The organism is Peptoniphilus duerdenii ATCC BAA-1640, from assembly GCF_000146345.1.
Lineage (GTDB): Bacteria > Bacillota > Clostridia > Tissierellales > Peptoniphilaceae > Peptoniphilus_B > Peptoniphilus_B duerdenii.
In genome coordinates, this window is sequence record NZ_GL397071.1 from 2,058,995 (window position 1) to 2,081,080 (window position 22,086).

Annotated in this window: 21 protein-coding genes; 3 read left to right on the forward strand and 18 right to left on the reverse strand. The window is 34.7% G+C overall.

The features are described from left to right. Nucleotides 1–39 precede the first annotated feature (39 nt). Nucleotides 40–696, reverse strand: coding sequence for an S-layer homology domain-containing protein (locus HMPREF9225_RS09355; RefSeq protein WP_141553750.1), 657 nt, complete (start codon nt 694–696; stop codon nt 40–42). A 127-nt stretch (nt 697–823) separates the two neighbouring features. On the opposite strand from HMPREF9225_RS09355, the gene HMPREF9225_RS09360 reads away from it, so the two are divergent. Beyond that, nucleotides 824–1,654, forward strand: a complete 831-nt coding sequence (locus HMPREF9225_RS09360; protein ID WP_008902710.1) for a purine nucleoside phosphorylase YfiH/LACC1 family protein — start codon at nt 824–826, stop codon at nt 1,652–1,654. Nucleotides 1,655–1,755: 101 nt separating this feature from the next. On the opposite strand, the gene phaC is transcribed toward HMPREF9225_RS09360, so the two are convergent. Further along, on the reverse strand, nt 1,756–2,826 hold the full coding sequence (gene phaC / locus HMPREF9225_RS09365; protein ID WP_008902711.1) for a class III poly(R)-hydroxyalkanoic acid synthase subunit PhaC: 1,071 nt from the start codon (nt 2,824–2,826) through the stop codon (nt 1,756–1,758). Nucleotides 2,827–2,835: 9 nt separating this feature from the next. After that, nucleotides 2,836–3,906 (reverse strand): poly(R)-hydroxyalkanoic acid synthase subunit PhaE, encoded by a 1,071-nt coding sequence (locus HMPREF9225_RS09370; protein WP_008902712.1) that lies wholly within the window; start codon nt 3,904–3,906, stop codon nt 2,836–2,838. A 168-nt stretch (nt 3,907–4,074) separates the two neighbouring features. Here HMPREF9225_RS09370 and HMPREF9225_RS09375 point away from each other — a divergent pair, with 168 nt between their 5' ends. Continuing rightward, complete coding sequence (locus tag HMPREF9225_RS09375) at nt 4,075–5,757, forward strand: M3 family oligoendopeptidase (protein WP_008902713.1); 1,683 nt, start codon at nt 4,075–4,077, stop codon at nt 5,755–5,757. Between the two features lie 110 nt (nt 5,758–5,867). After that, on the forward strand, nt 5,868–6,440 hold the full coding sequence (locus HMPREF9225_RS09380) for a stage II sporulation protein M (RefSeq protein WP_008902714.1): 573 nt from the start codon (nt 5,868–5,870) through the stop codon (nt 6,438–6,440). Between the two features lie 72 nt (nt 6,441–6,512). Here the strand turns inward: HMPREF9225_RS09380 and HMPREF9225_RS09385 are convergent, their stop codons facing one another. The 15 genes from HMPREF9225_RS09385 to HMPREF9225_RS09455 form a co-directional block, all read right to left on the reverse strand. Further along, nucleotides 6,513–7,229: a hypothetical protein gene (locus tag HMPREF9225_RS09385; protein ID WP_008902715.1), complete on the reverse strand. Its 717-nt coding sequence runs from the start codon at nt 7,227–7,229 to the stop codon at nt 6,513–6,515. A 138-nt stretch (nt 7,230–7,367) separates the two neighbouring features. Beyond that, nucleotides 7,368–7,970, reverse strand: coding sequence for a ribosome biogenesis GTP-binding protein YihA/YsxC (gene yihA, locus HMPREF9225_RS09390; RefSeq protein ID WP_008902716.1), 603 nt, complete (start codon nt 7,968–7,970; stop codon nt 7,368–7,370). After that, nucleotides 7,967–10,267: an endopeptidase La gene (gene lon / locus HMPREF9225_RS09395; protein WP_008902717.1), complete on the reverse strand. Its 2,301-nt coding sequence runs from the start codon at nt 10,265–10,267 to the stop codon at nt 7,967–7,969. Before lon ends, yihA begins: the two co-directional genes overlap by 4 nt. Before the next feature lie 13 nt (nt 10,268–10,280). Beyond that, the gene (gene clpX, locus HMPREF9225_RS09400) at nt 10,281–11,492 is read right to left on the reverse strand and encodes an ATP-dependent Clp protease ATP-binding subunit ClpX (RefSeq protein WP_008902718.1); all 1,212 of its coding nucleotides are present in this window, start codon (nt 11,490–11,492) and stop codon (nt 10,281–10,283) included. A gap of 1 nt (nt 11,493) precedes the next feature. Continuing rightward, entirely contained in the window at nt 11,494–12,078 is a 585-nt protein-coding gene (gene clpP / locus HMPREF9225_RS09405; RefSeq protein WP_008902719.1) for an ATP-dependent Clp endopeptidase proteolytic subunit ClpP, read from the reverse strand. Between the two features lie 22 nt (nt 12,079–12,100). After that, entirely contained in the window at nt 12,101–13,528 is a 1,428-nt protein-coding gene (gene tig, locus HMPREF9225_RS09410) for a trigger factor (RefSeq protein ID WP_008902720.1), read from the reverse strand. Nucleotides 13,529–13,553: 25 nt separating this feature from the next. Then, nucleotides 13,554–13,772, reverse strand: a complete 219-nt coding sequence (locus HMPREF9225_RS09415) for a YdbC family protein (RefSeq protein WP_008902721.1) — start codon at nt 13,770–13,772, stop codon at nt 13,554–13,556. Between the two features lie 9 nt (nt 13,773–13,781). Further along, a complete protein-coding gene (locus HMPREF9225_RS09420; RefSeq protein WP_008902722.1) occupies nt 13,782–15,530 on the reverse strand; it encodes a proline--tRNA ligase in 1,749 nt (582 codons plus the stop codon). A gap of 62 nt (nt 15,531–15,592) precedes the next feature. Then, entirely contained in the window at nt 15,593–16,249 is a 657-nt protein-coding gene (locus HMPREF9225_RS09425) for a DNA alkylation repair protein (RefSeq protein WP_008902723.1), read from the reverse strand. Between the two features lie 109 nt (nt 16,250–16,358). Further along, complete coding sequence (locus HMPREF9225_RS09430) at nt 16,359–17,051, reverse strand: V-type ATP synthase subunit D (RefSeq protein ID WP_008902724.1); 693 nt, start codon at nt 17,049–17,051, stop codon at nt 16,359–16,361. Nucleotides 17,052–17,055: 4 nt separating this feature from the next. Continuing rightward, nucleotides 17,056–18,432 carry a V-type ATP synthase subunit B gene (locus HMPREF9225_RS09435; RefSeq protein WP_008902725.1) on the reverse strand — a complete coding sequence of 459 codons (1,377 nt, stop codon included), beginning with the start codon at nt 18,430–18,432 and terminating at the stop codon, nt 17,056–17,058. Then, complete coding sequence (locus tag HMPREF9225_RS09440; protein ID WP_008902726.1) at nt 18,425–20,194, reverse strand: V-type ATP synthase subunit A; 1,770 nt, start codon at nt 20,192–20,194, stop codon at nt 18,425–18,427. The genes HMPREF9225_RS09435 and HMPREF9225_RS09440 overlap by 8 nt, the downstream gene beginning before the upstream one ends. Before the next feature lie 15 nt (nt 20,195–20,209). Then, nucleotides 20,210–20,518, reverse strand: coding sequence for a V-type ATP synthase subunit F (locus tag HMPREF9225_RS09445; protein ID WP_008902727.1), 309 nt, complete (start codon nt 20,516–20,518; stop codon nt 20,210–20,212). Continuing rightward, nucleotides 20,511–21,512 (reverse strand): V-type ATP synthase subunit C, encoded by a 1,002-nt coding sequence (locus tag HMPREF9225_RS09450; protein ID WP_008902728.1) that lies wholly within the window; start codon nt 21,510–21,512, stop codon nt 20,511–20,513. Before HMPREF9225_RS09450 ends, HMPREF9225_RS09445 begins: the two co-directional genes overlap by 8 nt. A 6-nt stretch (nt 21,513–21,518) precedes the next feature. Next, on the reverse strand, nt 21,519–22,073 hold the full coding sequence (locus tag HMPREF9225_RS09455) for a V-type ATP synthase subunit E (protein ID WP_008902729.1): 555 nt from the start codon (nt 22,071–22,073) through the stop codon (nt 21,519–21,521). Nucleotides 22,074–22,086: the final 13 nt, after the last annotated feature.

The following is a 22,086-nucleotide window of genomic DNA, read 5'->3' on the forward strand; positions in this document are numbered from 1 at the left end:
AATTTTTACAAAAAAATGAAAAAGAGTGCCTGGGCACTCTTACTCATATAGATCTTTTTCTCCAAATTTGATCTTGCTATCTGGTACTGATCTTTCAGCTGGAAGACCTGCTTTATCAATTAAACCTATCAGTATTCTCGAAATCTCTGCTCTAGACACTGCACCACCTGGTTTGAAATTTCCATCTGGATATCCACCAAGCGCTCCTACAGATACTAAAGCTCCAAGGCTTCCCTTGTCAGATTCACTTAAATTCTGTATGTCTTTAAAATCTGGTGCAGCTTTCTTCTTTAAATTGTACATATAACCAAGTACCTTCACAACTTCAATTCTAGTTATATCAGCATTAGGATTTAGCGGTCCTGAAGTTGGTACGATATAACCAGCCTTGACAGCTTTTTGAACTTCCTTGTAGTACCAGTCGTTTTGGTTTACATCTGTGAAGAAGATCGGATAAGTTTTTTTAAGGTTTGCCATTTGATTAATGACAGCATAAAACTCAACCCTTGACATAGTTTGATCCGGTTTGAAATAACCACCATCATAACCAGAGATAAGTCCCATGTCCGATAATTTGTCCACATATTCCCTTGACCAGTGATCTCTCGTATCCAAAAAACTTTTGGCGCTTGCAAAGTTTGGTATTAAAATACATACTGAAAGGAGTAGTACAAGAATTTTCTTATGCATTTTCATATTCTCACCACTTCCAACTACATACATTATATCAACTCTAGGCGTCTATATATATTATGTTTATGTTACATATTTTTTTAAATTGTAATACTTATGAAATATTTGATAAAATAAACTCGGTGATATTATGAAAAATGATAATTCAAATGAAAAAATATTAAAATCAAACGATATAGATAGTAATTTTTTAGTGGAAAATTCTGAGAAATCTTCTGAGCATATAGGTCCAAGTTCAAAATCTTTTAGAGATTTATTTTCTAAAGTTTATGGGGTGCCCTATGATTTTAGATTTAAAACCGTAGGTGATAAAGTAGCTTTAGATGTAAAAAATATTCTTAAAAGTGAGAGTTTAAATGCAATAGTCTACTCCTGTTTTCAAACCCATTCAAAAAATGTGCGAATAATTGGAAAAGATGAAGATAAACCATTTGTATACGGAAGAATTTTTATGGATTCAGATGGCATCGTTACGAATAGAAGAAATGAAATTCTCCTTATAAAGTTTGCCGACTGCACACCAATAGTCTTCTATGATTCTAACATGAAAATCCTAGGTTCATGCCATTCTGGTTGGAGAGGAACCGTTGGAGGAGTTTCAAAATCTACAATCGAAGCTATGGAGAGTCTTGGAAGTTCTATAAAAGATATCCACGCCTACATCGGTCCTTCTATCGGACAGGAAAATTATGAAGTTGGTCTCGATGTTTACGACGAATTTTTAAAAATTTCAGATGAGGTCCCTCATATCTTAACTGCATTTAATAAATCTAAAACGAAAGAGGATAAATACTATTTAAATATGAAACTTGCAAACTATATCATTCTTAAGTCTCTTGGAATAAAAGAAGAAAATATCGAGGTATCCCCGGAATTTACATTTGGAAATCCTAGGATTCACTCTGCAAGAGAAGAAGGCGAAGGCTACGGTTTAAATGCTATACTTACTATGATTAAATAAAACTATTTTTATTTTTTTACAAATCTAATCTAAACAGAATAATTATGTAAATCTATTCTAGATTTGCATTAAAAAAGGAGGTCAGACCTCCTTTTAATTTTTTATTTATCTCTCTTAGTTAAGAATTCTATTATCTTTGGACTTACTTCCCTTTGACTTCTACCACTTACGAATAGTCCTATATGTCCTGTGTTTATTTCTACCAGTTCACAGTCTTTTGAGCCTATCGCTTCTGGAATTGGTCTAGTTGCTGATGGTGGCACTTGGTTATCCTTTGTACCAAGCATCGCAAGCACTGGGCAAGTTACGTTCTTAAGATCAACTTTTTCTCCTTCTAGATAGAATTCACCTTTTATCAAGCTATTTTTATGATACATTTCATTTTGGAATTCACGATAAGCTTCCCCTGCTTGGTCCGGTGAATCGAAGATCCATTGTTCCATTCTTAAGAAGTTTGCAAGTTTTTCTTCGTCATCTAGTGTGTCTATTACTCCAATATACTTATCTATCATAAGATCGTATGGTTTTAAGAACACAAATCCCGCATTCATAAAGTCTCCTGGCACGTTTCCAAATGCTTCTACCATTTTATCTGCATTTAGATGTGGTCCCCATTTAAATAGAAGTCCATCGTCTTGATCGAAGTCTATTGGTGTTACTAGTGATACAAGATTTTTAATCTTTTCTTGGTGAGTTGCTGTGTAGATAAATGAGAATGTACCACCTTGGCAGATACCCATTAGGTTTACTTTGTCTACTTTCTTATCTCTTCTTACAAATTCAACTGCTTCATCTATATATCCATTGATGTAGTCGCCTAAGGTTAGGTATCTATCATCAGCTGTTGGATATCCCCAATCTATTATATATACATCTATTCCACCTTCAAGAAGTTTTCTCATCATGGATTTATCAGGTTGGATATCCATCATATATTCTTTATTTACAAGAGCATACACTACGATTAGCGGAGTCTTAGTTGTATTTTCAACTCTAGGTTTGTAGTGGTAGAGCTTCATCTTGTCCATTTGGAATACTAATTCCTTTGGAGTTTGGTTGTATCCAGAATAGTCCACATTCATTAGAGTTTCTATTCCCTTAACCATCTTTTCTTGTGAGCCCATTATCTGTAATAGTGATTCTCCTACTCCCATGTCAAATAAATTTTTCATTTGATCCTCCTATTTGCTTTTCCCTTTTTTAAGAGTTTCTAGCTCATCTGTTAAGTTTCTGATTTCTCTTCTTTGTTTTCTAACTTCTGCCTTTAGATCGTGAACTGTCTTATAAAGTGAGTCCATGTCCTTGTTTGTTGGGATTGGTAAATATTTAAGTGCGTTTATGATTACCTTATCCATTTGAATCTTAAGACTTAGTACAGAGTCTACGAATCCGCCTAGGAATTTAGAAAATTCATCTGAGTAGAATAGTCTGTCGAAGTTTCTGGATAGAGAATCTCTCCAATAATTGTAGAACTCTTCGAAAGTCTTAGGAGTCTTTTCGGTCTTCATAATTTCAAATGATTCTCTGATTACATTTTCTGTGGTTTCTTTTACCAATGTTTGAAGTTTGAATGAAAGTTCTGTAGAGTAGGTCAAGTACTTGATATATCTATCTAATGTTTGAAGTTTATCTTGTTGAGCATTTCTTGAAATACCCATCATCGGCATATTTAACATCTTGCCAAAGGTATTTTTATAGTTTTCTTTCCATTTGTCAAAATATTCTATGAATGCTTCTGGATCTTGGAAAAGTCCCTTTGCGTATGAATCAGCCAAGTCCTTTGCGTTATCTTTCCATGGTCCATAGATTGCATCCATTGAACTTTGGTATGAAGTTCCAATATCTTCTGCCTTTTGAAGCACTTCTTGTACTTCTTTTGGTAGATAAGGCATAATATATTTGTTCATATATTCTGTTGTGGAATTCATATATTCTTTTATTACTTTTTCTATATTATCCTTTGTAGGTTCTAGGTTTTTTTCATAAATGTCGCTGTAAAGCTTGTACATGTTGTAGTATATTTCTGCACCTTGGTTCATCTTTTGAAAGATGTCTGATGTGGATCCATCAAAAGAAAATAAAGGGCTACTTGACATTGAACTCATCATTTTTTGGTATCCTTCAAATGGATTTGAAATATTAAATGGTGCGTTTATATTCTTTGTGAAGTTGTTTATAGTTTCTTGCCAGCTTTCTGTCATCTGTTTATTTGTGTTTAAAATCGCTTCAAAAAAATTAAAATCTTTATCCATGATCTTCCTCCTTTTACTATAGTAGTATTATACCCTATTTATCCATTATAATTCATACTTTAAACAATTAATTTGAAAAATTTTTCTAAAAATTCAGCTAAATTCTTGTAAACCTTTCCATTTAATATTTATTTTATTTATGTTAATATATTTATTGGAGGTATTCGAATGAAATTTAATGAAATGACTTACACTAGACCTGACTTTGAAAAATCTAAGAAGAACTATGAAGAACTTTTTAAAAACTTCAAAGATCAAACTCTAGAAGAACAAATTACTACTATCAATGAATGGAACAAGCTTTCTGACGACTTTGCTACCAATGCAACTCTATGTTCAGTACGCCATTCAATTGACACAAGAGATGAATTTTACGAAAAGGAAAACGAATATTTTGATGAAGTAGGACCACTTTTTTCTAACCTAGCTGTTGAAGCTAATAAAACTATTCTTTCTTCAAAACATCTAGAAGATTTGAAAAAACATTTTGGACCACATTACTTCGAAATCCTTGAATGCTCACTTGTTATGAAGGAAGAAGCTATTCCATTTATGCAAAAGGAAAATGCTTTGGTTTCTAAGTACAACAAACTTATCGCTTCTGCAAAGATCGACTTCGACGGCAAGACAAACACTCTTGCTCAAATGGGTCCTTATACTCAAGTTGCAGATAGAAAGACTAGAAAAGAAGCTCACGAAGCAGTTACTAAATTCTTCGAAGAAAACGAAGCTGAGTTTGACAAAATCTATGACGACTTAGTAAAAGTTAGAAACGAAATGGCTATCGCTCTAGGATACAAAAACTATGTAGATCTTCAATACAAATTCCTATATAGAACAGATTATAATTCTGAAGATGTTAAGAGATATAGAGAATACATCTACAAGAACTTCACTCCTCTTGCAGTGAAACTTCGTGAAAAACAAGCTGAAAGAATCGGACTTAAGGATGACTTCAAGTACTATGACTGGGGATTCTCATTCAAAGAAGGAAATCCAAATCCAATTGGAGATCCAGAATTTATAGTTAACCAAGCTATAAAAATGTACCACGAACTTTCAAAAGAAACTGGTGAATTTATAGATGTTATGACTGGAATGGAACTTATGGATCTAGTTGCAAAACCAGGTAAACAAGCTGGTGGATACTGCACAGATATTGCAAACTACAAGGTTCCATTTATCTTCTCAAACTTCAACGGAACTCAAGGAGACGTAGAAGTTGTAACCCACGAAGCAGGACATGCTTTCCAAGTTTACAGCTCAAGAAATATGATTGTGCCTGAATATAGATGGCCAACCTATGAAGCTTGCGAAATCCACTCAATGTCTATGGAATTTTTAACATGGCCTTGGATGGAACTATTCTTCGGCGAAGCTGTAAATAGATTTAAATATTCACATCTATCTGGAGCTATTGAATTCTTGCCATACGGAGTAACTATCGACGAATTCCAACACTTCGTTTATGAAAATCCTGAAGCAACTCCAGAAGAAAGAAAGAAAAAATACCACGAAATAGAAATGAAGTACAGACCAAACGTTGACTACGCAGACAATGAATTCCTAAAGAAAGGAACTTATTGGTTTAGACAAGGTCACGTGTTCAACACTCCATTCTACTATATCGACTACACCCTTGCACAAGTTTGCGCATTCCAATTCTTAATAAAATCACTTGAAAATAGAGATAAGGCATTCGATGAATACTTAACTCTATGTAAAGCTGGTGGATCAGAATCATTCTTCGGACTTATGAAGATTGGTAAACTTGAAAACCCAATGGTGGAAGGAACTTTGGAAAAGATAATTCCAAAACTAGAAGAAATTTTAGATTCTATTAAGTTCTAAATATTTTAAAATTTAAAGGAGGCTACGGCTTCCTTTTTTTGTGTGTGCTAAACACTATTCGGGTAATATATAAATGAATAAAATTTTTACTAAAAGATTTGAGGTGAATTATGAAAAATCTAAGAAAAGAAATAATTGTTTCCTTGGTGGTTTTTATCCTGGGAATGATTCTTTTGTTCCTATACATTAAACCAGAAGCTGCAAATGAAATGATAAAGAATTTCTTCGAAGGAAAGACAGATATTCTTGCTCCTGACGGACGTGTAACAGCCCTTGGGCTTTTAAAGAACAATGTTACTGCATCTCTTGTAATGTTTATATCTGGAATAGTTCCTTTTATATTCTTACCACTTATCGGAATATTTTTAAATGGAGCCATCATTGGTTCTCTATTTAAACTATTCTATTCAAATGGAATTAATGTGGTTGCACTATGTATAAGAGGAATCCTTCCCCACGGAATATTTGAAATTCCTGCCCTTGTAATTTCTGCAGCAATGGGGGTTAAACTCTGTTTGACAGTGATTAAAAAGATTAGAAGAAAAGATATAAGTGTAGTAGAAACATTAAAGGAACTAGGGATTAAATTTATAACCATAGTAGTTCCACTACTAATAGTTGCAGCATTTGTAGAAGCATATGTAACTCCTTCACTACTTGGCGGAATGGTTCCAAACCTATAATTTTAAAAATTATAAAAATTTGCATTAAAAAAAGTGGCTTAGACCACTTTTTATTTTTTATAAAATTTTTATTTATATTTCTTCTTCATCTTCGTCGAGGCTTAGACCTTCTTCTTCGCTATCTATTTCGTACCTCCACACTATTTTGCCTTGGAGTACATTTGGTTCCCAATATCTGTAATCCACTATATCTCCTTCCACAAGGCTGAATTTTTCTACATCGTAATCTGAAAGAGTTATGACTAACGGAAGATTTTGTTTGTAGGTTGAGTCAATATAAAGTGTATTTAAAATCTTATCGTTTTTAACTTCTGCATACTTAACTTCGCGTCTGTTCGTTTCTTCTGGTTCGTCTAATTTTTCAACTATTTCGTAGCGATATTTAACTCTTCCAGGTTGGAAATTGTATTGAAATATCGGTGTAGCCTTGATCCAATCCCCTTCATCTAGTTCGTTAATTCTTATAAATTTTTCTGGTACATATACTCCGAAGTCTTCTATCTCTCCACCTTGTAGTTTAAGTCTTAGTTGCCCTAGACATTCATTGGTAGATCTATTGTGGTAGCTAATCCTTCTCTTTTGTGCTTCGTCACTTTCATAAGATTCTTCTTGGTAGTAATTTCTATACAATTCTTCATCAGAAAGGATAGGTAGTTCATTAATATTTTCAATTAAATTTACATACTTTTCGATTTTGTTTAATATTTCGTCATAATTATCGTAGCTAATCTTTTCTACTAAGGTCACTAAATCTTCTCTTATCTCTTTTAAAATGTTATCCTTATCCATAGCTTCTCCTTTTTATTAAATAATATTACCTCTTATTCTTATTAAATTTTATCATATATCTATATAAATAGTTTATAAATTTTAAATTAAAAAGTTGGATGCGTTTAAATAATTTACAAAAAATTTAAAAAAGCCGAACTAGTCGGCTTCATTATGATATTCTAAAAGATCTTTTATGACCATCCACATTTCATCCACCATGTTTTTGTCCACGGAAGAATAAGGGATTATATAGTCTGTGTTTTCAGTTTTTAGAACTTTTGCTATATTTTTAATTTGAGTTATTGCTTTGGATTTTGAAATTTTGTCAGATTTTGTAGCTACAACTATTCCTACAAAACCTGCTTCTTTTATAAATCTAAACATCTCTATATCTTGTTTTGTCGGGTCGTGTCTTATATCTACAAGTAGAAAAACTTCTTTTAAATTTTCTCTAGATTCTAAATATTCATTTATAATCTTTGCCCATGAAGATTTTTCTTCCTTAGACACTTTTGCATAACCATATCCCGGAAGATCCACAAGTCTAAGTTTTTCATCGATATTATAAAAGTTAATAGTTCTAGTCTTACCTGGGCTTGAACTTGTACGAGCCAAGTTTTTTCTTCCTAGCATAGAATTTATAAATGAACTCTTGCCCACATTACTTCTTCCAGCAAATGCTATCTCCATGAGATTCTCATCTGGGTATGTGTCTCTATGAACTGAAACTTTTTCTAATTTTGCGTTATTTAGATTCATTTTTGCTCCAATGCTATTTCTATTACTTTTTCCGCATCACTTACCGGAATTATTTCAAGAAGATTCTTTACATTGTCCTCGATTTCGTTTAGATCTCTTATATTTTCCTTAGGAATTATAACAGTCTTAACTCCCATTCTCTGTGCAGCCAAAAGTTTTTCTTTAAGTCCACCAATTGGAAGGACTCTTCCACGAAGAGTTATCTCGCCTGTCATGGCAACATCTCTTCTCACTGGACGCTTTGTAAGTGCGGATACAAGCGCCGTTGTAATTGTCACACCTGCAGATGGTCCATCCTTTGGCACTGCTCCTTCTGGAACATGGATGTGGATGTCGTTTTTCTGTCTGAAATCTTCTTTTATATTAAATTTCTCTGCGTTTGCAGCTATATAAGAAACCGCTGCCGTTGCAGATTCCTTCATTACATTTCCAAGCGAACCTGTAAGAGTTAGGTTTCCCTTGCCCTTCATAACTGTAGCTTCGATGGTAAGGGTTGTACCTCCCACAGCAGTCCAAGCTAGACCGTTTACTACTCCTACTTGATTTTCTTTATTCACCAAGTCAAATAAAAATATCTTTTCTCCAAGGAATTTATTTAAATTCTTCTTAGTGATGGAGATTTTTTCTTTTTCTCCTTCTACAATGTTCATTGCAGCTTTTCTAATTATTTTAGAAATATTTTGCTCTAGAGTTCTAACCCCTGCTTCTCTCGTGTAATAAGCGATTATATCTTCTATTGCTCCGTCGGAAATAGTTACATTTTCTTCGCTTAGTCCACTCTCTTTAAGTTGCCTTGGCACCAAGTATCTCTTCGCAATGTTGAATTTTTCATTTGGTGTGTAACCTTCTAGATTTATAATTTCCATTCTATCTAGAAGTGGTCCAGGGATAGTAGATGTGGTGTTGGCTGTCGTTACAAAGAAAACTTCTGAAAGATCAAATGGAAGTTCCATATAGTGATCGGTAAAAGTTTTATTTTGCACAGGGTCTAGCACTTCTAGAAGTCCTGATGCTGGATCTCCTCTGTAGTTATTTCCAACCTTGTCTATTTCATCCATAAGGAACACTGGATTTTTCTGTTTTGCTTCCTTCATAAGACTTATAACTCGTCCAGGCATCGCACCTATATAAGTTCTTCTGTGTCCTCTGATTTCTGCTTCGTCTGTAACTCCTCCAAGACTCATCCTTACAAAATTTTTGTCGAGGGCATGGGCAATTGAACTTGCAATAGAAGTCTTGCCCACTCCTGGAGGCCCTACTAAACATAGAATCGGTCCCTTCGCACCCTTATTTAATTTTCTAACTGCAATAAATTCTAGAATTCTCTCTTTTACTTTTTTAAGTCCGTAATGCTCCTTGTCTAAGATCTTTCTAGCGTTTTTAATATCTATATTTTCTTCAGCACTATCATTCCAAGGTAGGTCCATTATCCAGTCGAGGTAATTCATAATTACCGCATATTCCGGAGATTGAACCGAAATGGTGCTTAACTTTTCAATTTCTTTTTGAGCCCTCGCTCTTATTTCTTCTGGAAGATTTTTCTCTTCAAGTTTCTTTGTATATTCGTCGGATTCTTTCTCTTCTCCCAGTTCCTTCTTTATAACTTCAAGCTGTTCTTTTAGATAGTATTCCTTTTGCATCTTGTCCAGTTGGGATTTAACCCTTGTGTCGATTTCTCTTTCTATCTTTAAAAGTTCAACTTCTTTTGAGAAGATTTCGTGGAATATTTCAAGTCTTTCTTCTAAATCTTCTACCTCTAATATTTCTTGGGCATTCTCAACGGATAGATCGATGTAGCAACAAGCTGTATCCATCATTGTTTCCGGAGTGTCCTTGTTTATTAGAGAGTCGAGCATCCCTGGTAACATCTTCTGATCCATTTCAGAATACTCTTGTATATCTTTTTCACAGAGTCTCACCAATGCTTCCACATTTGAATTCATTTCTATATCTTTAGATTCAAATACTTCCACTTCGACTTCTGTGTACTTTTCTTTTTCTTCGGAAGATATTATTCTTCCTCTCTTTTCCCCTTCGATTAGTATTCTAACTATTCCTCCAGGGATTTTTAAAATTTGTTTTATGCTGGCGATGGCACCCACTGTGTAGATTTCATCCATGGTAGGATCTTCTACTTCTTCATCTTTTTGCGAAACTAGAAATACTTTAGAATTTCTAATTTCAGATTCTTCGATAGCTCCTATGGTTCTATCTCTTCCACAGTCAAAATGGGTTACCATGCCTGGAAAAACAACGATTCCTCTAAGAGGAATCATCGGCATTTTTTCTATATTCATTTAATCACCAAAGTTATTTCTTCTTAATTATCTTTACTGGTTCTTTTCCTTCTACTGATTCTTTGGTAATGATCACTTCTTGTATATTGTCTTGTGATGGAATTTCAAACATAACATCCATCATAGTATCTTCTATTACTCCGCGTAGACCTCTAGCTCCAGATTTTTTCTTAATCGCCATAGAAGCTATATATTTAAGAGCTTCTTCTTCGAACTTAAGATCTACCCCATCTAGTTTTAATAGCTCTTTGTACTGTTTTACGAGAGCATTCTTTGGAGTCTTTAGGATTTCCACTAGAGCTTCTTCATCTAATTCTTCAAGTGTTACTGTAACCGGAAGTCTACCTATTAATTCTGGAATAAGTCCAAATTTAATTAGGTCTTCTGTGTGTAGTTTGGACAATATATTTTTATCTCTTTCTGTTTCAGAGATGACTGTTTGTCCAAAACCTATGGAGTTCTTGCCAACTCTGTGTTCAATAATTGGAGCAAGTCCATCGAATGCTCCTCCACAGATAAATAGTACATTTTCTGTGTTGAATTGGATAAATTCTTGGGCAGGATGCTTTCTTCCTCCCTGTGGAGGTACATTTGCAATAGTGCCTTCTATTATTTTTAGAAGTGCCTGTTGAACTCCTTCGCCACTTACATCCCTAGTTATTGAAACATTTTCAGATTTTCTAGCTATCTTATCTATTTCGTCAATATAGATAATTCCCATTTCCGCTTTTTCTATATCATAGTCTGCGGCTTGTATAAGTTTTAGTAGTATATTTTCTACGTCTTCTCCAACGTAGCCTGCTTCAGTTAATGAAGTTGCATCTGCAATGGCAAATGGTACATTTATTATCTTTGCCAAAGTCTGTGCAAGAAGTGTCTTACCAGAACCGGTAGGTCCTATCATAAGGATATTACTCTTTTGAAGTTCAACTTCTTCTGACTTGTGATGAATTCTTTTGTAATGGTTATATACAGCAACAGCCAAGGCTTTCTTGGCTGCTTCTTGTTTTATAACGTATGAATCTAAGACTTCTTTTATTTCTTTCGGTGTCTTAAGTTCAAAATCAAAATCTAAATCTTCACTTTCTCTTAGCTCATCTTCCAGTATGCTTTCACATAGTTCCACACATTCGTTGCAGATATATGCATCTGGACCGGCTATGAGTCTCTTTACTTGGTCAGAAGTCTTGCCACAAAAGGAGCATTTTATTTTATCATCTGACATTTTAATCTCTTTCTCTTATTACATTATCTATTAGACCATATTCCTTAGCTTCATCAGCGCTTAGGAAGTAGTCCCTATCTGTATCGTGTTCAATCTTTTCCAAAGGTTGACCCGTTTCTTCTGCAAGTATTTTATTTATTCTCTGTCTAATTTCTATTATTTTTTCCGCGTGAATCATAATATCTGAGGCTTGTCCTTGTGCTCCACCAAGTGGTTGGTGAATCATAATTTCAGAGTTTGGTAGTGCAAATCTCTTACCTTTTTTACCTGCTGCAAGTAGGAATGCTCCCATAGATGCAGCCATGCCTATACAGATAGTTGAAACATCCGGTTTTATATAATTCATAGTGTCAAAAATAGCAAATCCTGCACTTACTGAACCACCTGGTGAATTGATATATATTTGGATATCTTTATTTGGGTCTTCAGACTCTAGGAATAAAAGTTGAGCAACGACTAGGTCAGCTGTAACATTATTTATCTCTCCTGAAATAAATATGATTCTTTCCTTCAAAAGTCTTGAGTAAATATCATATGCTCTTTCGCCACGGTTTGTCATCTCAATGACTGTAGGTACTAATGCCATATTATCACTTCTTTCTATTTAATTAGTCTTCCTTCTTTTCTTCTTTTTCTTCAGATTTTTTTACTTTTTTTGTCTTCTTTTCTTCAGTTTTATCTTCTTTTTTAGCTGTTTTTTTAGTTTCTTTCTTAGCTGCTTTCTTTTCTTCTTTCTTTTCAACGAATTTATTTTCGTTTACAAGAATATCTAGAGCGCGTCTTGCTTTTAAATCATCTTCAACTGCAGCTTTATTAGTTTCAAGCATCATCTTCTTCATGTCTTCTCTCTTTTCTGCATCATCTTTGAAGTATTCGCCTAAAACTTTGTCTATTTCAGCTTCAACTTCTTCGTCTGTAACTTCGATATTTTCAAGTTCAACTATTTTTTCAACGATAAGTCTGCTGATAATAGAAGCCTTAGCTTGTTCTTTTTGACCTTCTCTAAATGTGTTTATATCAGTTCCTAGCATTTGTAGGTATTGTTCAAGAGTGATTCCTTGTCCTTGCATGCTTTGGTTGTAGCTTTGGATAGTTCTATCAACTTCGTCTTCTACCATTCTTTCTGGTAGATCAACTTCTACTTTTTCAGCAATCTTTTTAAGAACATTTCCTTCTCTATCTAACTTAGTTCTCTTTTCAGCTTCTTCTTCAAGTTTCTTTCTTAAATCAGCTTTGTATTCATCAACTGTGTCAAATTCAGAGATATCTTTTATAAATTCATCGTCTATTTCTGGAAGTTCTTCCACAGTTATAGAGTTAAGTTTTGTTTTGAATGTAGCTTCTTTTCCTCTGAATTCTTCTGCATGGTAATCTTCTGGGAATTTTGTAACTACGTCAAACTCATCTCCGATATTTTTACCAATGATTTGTTCTTCAAATCCAGGAATAAATGTGCCTGATCCTAGTTCTAGGTCTTGGTTTTCACCCTTTCCACCTGGGAATGCTTTGCCATCGATAAATCCTTCGAAGTCGATGTTTACCTTGTCATGTTCTGCAGCAGCTCTATCGTCGATATTAACTGATCTTGCGTTCATCTTTTGTTGTCTCTTTAGATCTTCGTCAAGCATTTCATCTGTAACTTCGTGTTTAGCATCTTCAACTTCTAGACCTTTGTACTTTTCGATTTCGATTTCTGGTTTTACAAATACTGAGAAGTGGCAAACTACATCTTCATCAGATGAGATGTTTTCGTCAAAATCAACATCTGGTTGATCTACAACTTCTAGCTTAAGTTCTTTTATTGCTTCTTCATAATATTTTGGAAGAAGTTCGTTTACTGCGTCTTCTAAGAAGATTCCCTTTCCATATACATTTTCAATGATCATCTTAGGAGCGTGTCCTTTTCTGAATCCTGGAATTTGAACGGTCTTCTTTAATTTGTTATAAGCTACTACTTCAGCTTTTTTCACTTCTTCTTTTGGAAGTGTTATATCAAAATATACTTTGTTGTTTTCTCTCTTTAAAATTTCGGTCATATTTTCCTCCTAGTTATTCTTACCACTATTTATTCTCGTTTAATCCTTTTATAATAAGTCCTACTTCTTCTTCAGTTAAGGTTATACCCTTTCCCATTGCTTTGTGATCTGGAGACCACTCTCTTATGTCGTACTTGGCAGGTCTGTCGTTCCAGCTCACAAGATTAAATTCTTTGGTCCAGCCTTTTGCATTTTCAGAAAGGACTGCTATATTTTTTATTATTTCAAATTTAAAATCTGCCATTTTATTCTCCTAAAATGATTTTAATAGATCTTCTAAAGCTTCTTCAATTCCACTTTCTTCTATCATTTCACTTACAACTCTATCTATAGCTTCCTTCGAAGTCATTTCAATATTTTCTCTATTGTCTCTTCGTGAAAATTCCACTATTGAGTCTTGCGCCTTCTTGCCAACTGTAATTCTAAGTGGGATTCCTATTAAATCTCTATCGTTGAATTTAACTCCAGCTCCCACATTTCTATCGTCAAGAAGAACTTCATAACCCATATTCACAAGAGCTGCGTGAAGCTTTTCTCCAAGTTCAAGCTGTTCTTCTTTCTTAGGATTCATAACAGTTATTATTATTTGGTATGGAGCGATTGCCATAGGCCAAACAATTCCATGATCGTCATGGTACTGTTCAACTACAGCACTTACAGATCTGGTAACTCCAATTCCATAAGATCCCATGACAAAATACTGACTCTTTCCATTTTCATCTAAGAATGTAGCATCTAAAGCTTCTGAGTACTTGGTTCCAAGTTGGAAAATATTTCCTACTTCTATACCACGGCGAGTCTTGTAAACCTCGTCAGTACCAGGAATCTTGTCTCCTTCCACTGCCATAAGTAGATCTTCTACTACTTCACCAGTGAAATCTCTTTCGTAACAAACATTCTTTATATGGTAGTCCTTTTTATTAGCTCCCACAACAAGGTTATTTATCTTTGTAATTGATTTATCTAATATAACTCTTACTTCTTCATTTAGACCAATAGGTCCTGTGTAACCTGGATGAGAATCTATCTTTATAATATCCTCATCTGACATAAATTCAATTTCATGCTCTGGTACTCCAAGGTATGAAATTAACTTTGCCATATTTAGTTCTCTATCCCCAGGAATAAATACTATTACTGGTTTGCCTTCTATGGTTAAGTCAATAGCCTTTGCACATCTCTTTTCTTCTACATTTAAAAGTTCTGACAAATCTGCAATGGTCTTAGCTCCGATAGTTTCAACTTCTTCCTTTTCCAAAGGTTCGCTCGTGTCTACAAAGTCATAGTGAACAGGAGCCTTTTCTTCTGTATAAGCCTTATCGCTGTTTTCAGAGTAGAAAATTATTCCTTCACCTGTTTCAGAAAGAGCAATAAATTCATGGGACATATGTCCTCCCATGGCACCATTGTCACCTTCTACAATTTTGTAATCAAGGGAAAGTCTATCGAATACATTTTGATATGCTTTGTAGTACATATCGTAAGATTTTTGTAGGCCTTCTTCATCCTTATCGAATGAATAAGCGTCCTTCATCAAGAATTCCCTCGCACGATTTATACCAAATCTTGGTCTCTTTTCGTCACGATATTTTGTCTGTATTTGATAAATATTAAGCGGTAGTTGTTTATATGAACTTACTTCATCCTTAACAAGTGTGGTGAAGTATTCTTCAGCAGTAGGTCCAAGACAGAAGTCTCTTCCATTTCTATCTACTAATTTAAACATTTCCGGCCCGAACTTATCCCATCTGCCTGATTCTTCCCATATTTCTGCAGGTTGAATAGCACTCATAAGTATCTCTTGGGAACCGGCTCTATCCATTTCTTCTCTAACAATCTGTTCAATTTTTCTTACAACTCTATAACCAAGTGGCAGGTATGAGTAAATGCCTGTAGTGGATCTTCTAATCATCGCTGCTCTTAAAAGAAGCTTATGTGATTCCACTTCAGCATCTGTTGGTACCTCTCTCAAAGTAGGCATGTAAAGCTTTGTTAGTCTCATAATTCCTCCATCTCTTTATAATCATCTATGATTATATTATTATAGCCTAAAACTTGCAAGTATTATCTCAAAGACTTAAGATATAGTTTTGTTTTTTCATCTATTTTTCTAGAGTCTACACATTTCGATATAGTTTTTAAATGGGTAAATCTATCAAGCTTTTTATCTTCTAAATATTTTATAGCGTCGCCATATCTTTTTACCATTGCCTCTTGAAAAAACCAAGCCCTAATCATGTTGACATAGTACTCTTCCGATTTGATGTTCGCTACCATATCTAAGACTTCACTATTATAGAAGTCACCTAGAAATAATTTCATAAGAATAAAAATTCCATACCTCTTAAAATATGTAGCTTCCTTAGAAATTAAATTTTTTACAAATTCAAGTAAACCTTCTCTATCCTTTGTACTTTTAAAAGATTTCGGTATTCCTACATCAGAGACCTGCCAATTATCCACATATGGTAGAAAGTTTAAAAGCATTTCTTTTGCCTTATCAAAATCTTTTTCTTCAGTGATAATTATCATGTGCATAATATTTTCTTCATGCCATCTATGAGGAAGAGAATTTAAAAATTCCTCCCTCCCATCCTCATTCATTTCTTTTATAATATTTCTAAGAACCGGAATCCTTATTCCCAAAACATTTTCCACTCCTGGTATAAGTTTTGAGTTAAACTCTCTGTAACTTGGATCGATATATTTTTCTAAGTTCATTTTGTATCCTCAAAAAAATAAAAGAGGCAGGTACTACCTACCTCTAAACACTCCTATGCCCTTTGGCATTTTGTTTTTCTTCTATTATATTGAGATTTTTATAGATAAATTACATCTTAACTTCTAATTCATCTACTTCAAATTCTATCTTAGGCGGTTTATTTTCTTCTTTTGAAATAATATCTTTAACTTTCATAAGTCTTGTTATATTTGCTCTTTCGTTTTCATCCAGTTTCTGTCTTATAAACTTAATCGTTTCTTCTAAATCTGGGATGGTTCTATATTCAAGAGCGTTTACTCTTCTTCTCGTCTTTTCGATTTCGTCCGCCATTAGTTGGGCAGATTTTTCTACTTGGGCAAGTTCTAAAAGTTTTGACATTACTCTATTTAACTTTTCTACAGCCATGTCTAAGTCGGCAGTAGTTTCAGTAAATCCGTATGGATAAATGGATCCGCCTTCTGTGAGTTTTTTAGTTTCAAACTCCATTATAGGGATTTCTACACTCATAACATTCTTCTTTGTAATATCTACAAAGGTTTCTTGAGTTGGCATAGACACAGCTTCTTTTAGCATCTCTGGACTCATTAGAGCTGAAGCTAGTAGAAAATCTTTAAATGATTTAGAAAGTTCTTCTTCTACTTCTTCCCTAAGGGTTTTATTGTGTCTTACCGTCTCTATAAATCTTCTCATGAGCTCATCTTGTTTATCTTTTAAAAGTTTGTGTCCACGAGTAGATGTTGCAAGTCTAGTCTTAAGTGCAGATAGGTTCATCCTCGTAGGAGTTACTTTAAGAAGTGCCATCTAATCACCTATTTCCATCTAGATATTTATCAAGAAGCGCGTCCTTAATTCTCTTAAGTTCTGTTCTTGGGATGATCTTTAGAAGATCCCAACCAAGATCTAGAGTTTCTTCTATGGTTCTATTTGTGTAGTATCCTTGGTTTACATATCTTGCTTCGAATTCATCTGAGAATTTTGCAAATGCTCTATCTGCTGTTGAAAGTGCTGTTTCACCTAGGATTACTGAAAGTTCCTTTGCATCTTTACCTGAAGTATATGCTGCGTAGATTTGGTTCATGGTGTCAGCGTGGTCTTCTCTAGTCTTACCTTCCCCAATTCCCTTATCTTTTAGTCTTGATAGTGAAGGAATTGCGTTTATAGGTGGTTCAATTCCTTGTTTATAAAGATCTCTTGAAAGGATTATTTGTCCTTCTGTTATATATCCTGTTAGGTCTGGGATTGGGTGAGTGATATCATCTTCTGGCATGGTTAGTATAGGAATTTGTGTTATTGATCCGTCACGTCCCTTTATTCTTCCTGCTCTTTCATAGATAGTTGAAAGGTCAGTGTATAGATATCCTGGATAACCACGTCTACCTGGTACCTCTTTTCTAGCTGCAGATACTTCACGAAGTGCTTCTGCGTAGTTTGTCATGTCTGTCATGATAACTAGTACGTGCATTCCCATTTCAAATGCTAGATATTCTGCACAGGTTAGAGCCATCTTAGGTGTTGCAAGTCTTTCGATTGCAGGGTCGTCAGCAAGGTTCATAAATAGAACTGCTCTGTCAATTGCTCCTGTTTCTGTGAAGTCATCTATGAAGTATTGTGCTTCTTCAAATGTGATTCCCATTGCAGCAAATACTACCGCGAACTTATCGTTGGTTCCAAGTACTCTTGCTTGTCTTGCAATCTGTGCCGCAACATTGTTGTGAGGAAGTCCTGCTCCTGAGAATATAGGAAGCTTTTGTCCTCTTACCAATGTGTTAAGTCCATCTATGGTTGAAATACCTGTTTGAATAAATTCTGAAGGGTAGTCACGGCTCGCTGGGTTTATTGCTGATCCGTTTATGTCGAGCTTCATCTTTGGAATGATCTTTGGTCCGTTGTCAATTGGTTGACCAAGTCCGTCAAAGATTCTACCGATCATGTCAGGAGATACTCCTAGTTCAAGAGGTCTTCCTAAGAATCTAACCTTTGTTTCTGGTAGGTTTATACCTTGGGAACCTTCGAAGATTTGAACCATTGCCTTGTCGCCATTTACTTCGATTACACGGCCTCTTCTTCTTTCGCCGGTTTGAAGTTCTATGTCTACAAGTTCTTCATAGGTTACCCCTTCTACTCCTTCTACGGTCATAAGAGGTCCTACTACTGCTGTGACTGATTTATATTCTTTAAGCATTTATAGATCCTCCTTTTCTAAGTCCTTCAAGTTCATCTTTTATTTCATCAAATATTACATCAAATTCTGCTAAATTTGTTTCTTCTATATTCTTAGATCTTGCAATTCTTTCTCTAACTGGTAGATTTTCTATTTCAGATAGATATGCTCCATGTTTTAGAGCGTCCTTTGCACTGTGATAAAATCCTAGAATTAATTTCATCATAAGATCTTGTTTCTTTAGAGAGCAATAGGTATCTACATCGTGGAAAGCATTTTGTTGAAGGAAGTCTTCTCTAAGAGACTTGGTAACTTCAAGTTTAAGTTGATCTTCTTCAGATAGTGAGTCACGACCAACTAGTCTTACAATTTCTTGTAATGCACTTTCTTCTTGTAGTAGACTCATTGCTTCTTGTCTATTCTTTGAAAATTCTGAGCTTACTTCATGGTCAATAAACTTATCAATCTTATCTTGATATAGTGAATATGAATCTAGCCAGTTAATAGCTGGGAAGTGTCTCTTGTATGATAGGTCATAGTCAAGTTTCCAGAATACTTTTACGATTCTAAGTGTTGCTTGAGAAACTGGTTCTGAAATATCTCCTCCTGGAGGGCTTACCGCACCTATTGCTGTAAGTGCTCCTTCCCTTCCATCGTGTCCATTACATATTACTCTTCCTGCTCTTTCGTAGAAATCTGCAACTCTGGATGCTAGATATGCTGGGTAACCTTCGTCACCAGGCATTTCTTCCAGACGACCACTCATTTCACGAAGGGCTTCTGCCCATCTTGATGTAGAGTCAGCCATCATAGCTACAGAATATCCCATGTCTCTATAGTATTCAGAAATTGTTATTCCTGTGTATATAGATGCTTCTCTCGCTGCTACCGGCATGTTTGAAGTGTTTGCGATAAGAACGGTTCTCTTCATGATAGATTCGCCTGTTTTAGCATCAATTAGCTCTGGGAATTCCATCATTACGTCGGTCATTTCGTTTCCACGTTCGCCGCAGCCTACGTATACAACTATTTCAGCGTCTGCCCATTTAGCAAGCTGATGTTGAACTACTGTCTTACCAGATCCGAATGGTCCTGGAATCGCTGCTGTTCCGCCCTTGGTAACTGGGAAGAATGTATCTATAACTCTTTGTCCAGTTACTAGAGGAGTCTTAGGGTCAACCTTTTTCTTGTAAGGTCTTCCTCGTCTAACTGGCCATTTTTGAATCATGGTTAAATCTTTTTTACCATCTTTTGTTTCAATTGTGGCGATTACAGAATCAACTGTAAAACTTCCACTCTTAATATCTACAAGCTTACCTTCGATTCCATTTGGAACCATGATAAGGTGTTTTACTACTACTGTTTCTTGAACGGTACCAAGTACGTCTCCGCTTTCAAGTTCGTCCCCAACTTTGGCAACTGGTACGAAATCCCATTTCTTTTCTCTATTTAGAGAATGTACTTCTGAACCTCTAAGTAGGAAGTCTCCCGCTTTGTCTTTAAGTGCAACAAGAGGTCTTTGGATACCATCAAACATGGTTTCTAAAAGGCCTGGTCCAAGTTCCACAGAAAGAGGAGAGCCTGTTGTTACTACTTCATCTCCTACACCGATACCAGTCGTTTCTTCGTATACCTGGATGGAAGCATCCCCGCCTCTCATCTCGATTATTTCTCCAATTATTTTATTTTTTGAAACTTCAACAACGTCGTAAACATTGGCATTTTCCATGCCAGATGCTACAACAAGAGGTCCGGATACTTTAATTACACGTCCTGATTTCAATAAAGTTCCTCCTTCTTACAATATATTAGAACCTACTGCCTTTTCAACATTTTCACTTATTTTGTTCATACCAATATTTAATGTTCCCTTATTGGATGGAATAAGTATAACAGCAGGAATAATTTTGTTATTATATCTTTCTATCGTTTCTTCTATCTTATCTGCTAGCTCTTCAGTTACGAAGATTACGCCGTAACCATCATTTGCCAGAGAGTCTATTGCTTCTCTTGCATCTTCTTTTTCATAGGCAACCCTAACGTCTATTCCTAGGGCTTTGAAAGCTAGTACAGAATCCTTATCTCCTACAACTGCAATCTTATACATAGGTTTCACGCAACCTTTCTCTTATAAATTCTGAAGAAAGACCGTTTAACTTAGATATTAGAATAATTCTTAGATTTCTAGTCTGTATTTCGTTGGAAAGAGCGTAGGCAAATACTACCTCCGGTCCAAAGATTATCTGTTTGACATCTTTTATAAGTTCTACAAAGTAGTCGTCCATCAATTTTTCAAATATTGATAGAGATCCTGACTTCCTGTAATCTTCGATGCCAAGTTTTAGATATTTATAGACCCTTGAGCTCTTTAAAAAAGATGAGTTCTCATCGAATTCTTTTCCAAGATTTAGTACCAAATCTTTTGTATCTATGTTTCCACCATCTATTAGAACATGGTTTAGAAATTCTCCAGCTCTTTTTTGGTTTCTGCATCTTATAAAAGTTTTGATATTTGTAAAGTCTATTAAATCTTCTACATATCTTATAAATAGCTCAACTTCTGATTCTTTTGCGAGCTCTTTAAGATGTTTGTAGTACATATTATCTAAGTAAATATCGATTTCTTGTGGGTCCTTGGTCTTGTTATAGATATCTATTGCTGACCTTACCTCTTCGTAGATATTTTCATCGGATTTAAGTCTCTTTTCATCCTTTATATCTTCTTTTAGTCCATCGATATTTAAGTTTCTAACTTTTAAATACATATCGCTATAGTCTTCTTCTTGTACGTATTCTTTCACCACTACTTTTAGATTGTGGTAGAGATACTTAAGAGTTACAAGATCTATAGGTATGCTGTCTGGACTTATCGTATATAGCTCCTTTAAGAAATCTTCGTTTCTTTCGGATAGAGCTACTTCATAGTCCTCCGGTCTCTTAAGACTGTTGATGTAGGTTTGATAATCAGAATCTAGAAGAAATCTAAGTGTTTCTTCAAGACTTGCTGCATCTATAATTCTATTTAAGTAGCTTTTGTTTAGTAGCTTCTTTTCTCTTACTCTTATAGTTGCAGAAGCTTGGATAAATGATTCTCTTTTCATAATAACCTAACTTTCAAATAATTTATTCATAATCTCTATAGTAAGATCATCTCTTTTAGATTCAACTACTCCGTCAAAATCATTGTTATAGTACATATTTTCTGCACGTACTGCAAAACCAGAGCTTATAGCTTCATCATCAGATAGTCTTATATTTAGATTTTCTTTCTTTACAAGTTCTCTTTTATCTTCTGGAACTATTAGTTCTAAATTATCTCCTTCAAATGAAGAAAGTGATTTTTTAAGAAAATTAATATAGGTCTTGTCATCTAAATTGTTTAGCTTGTACTTAACCATGTCTATTACACGATTAACTACTTCTTGTTTTGCAGAAATAAGGTCATCCCTTACTTCAAGATTTTGTTTTGAGAGTTTTCTGTCAATTAGAGTTTTCGCTTCTTTCTCTGAGTTTTCGATTATAAGAGCCTTCTTCTTTTCTCCTTGAAGGATCTTATCTTCTACTATTTTTTCTGCAGAGTCTTTAGCGTCATTTATTATTTCTTCAGCTTTTAATTTTGCATCTTCGATAATCTTACTAGTTATATTATCTAAATTTGACAAAATCTCACTCCTT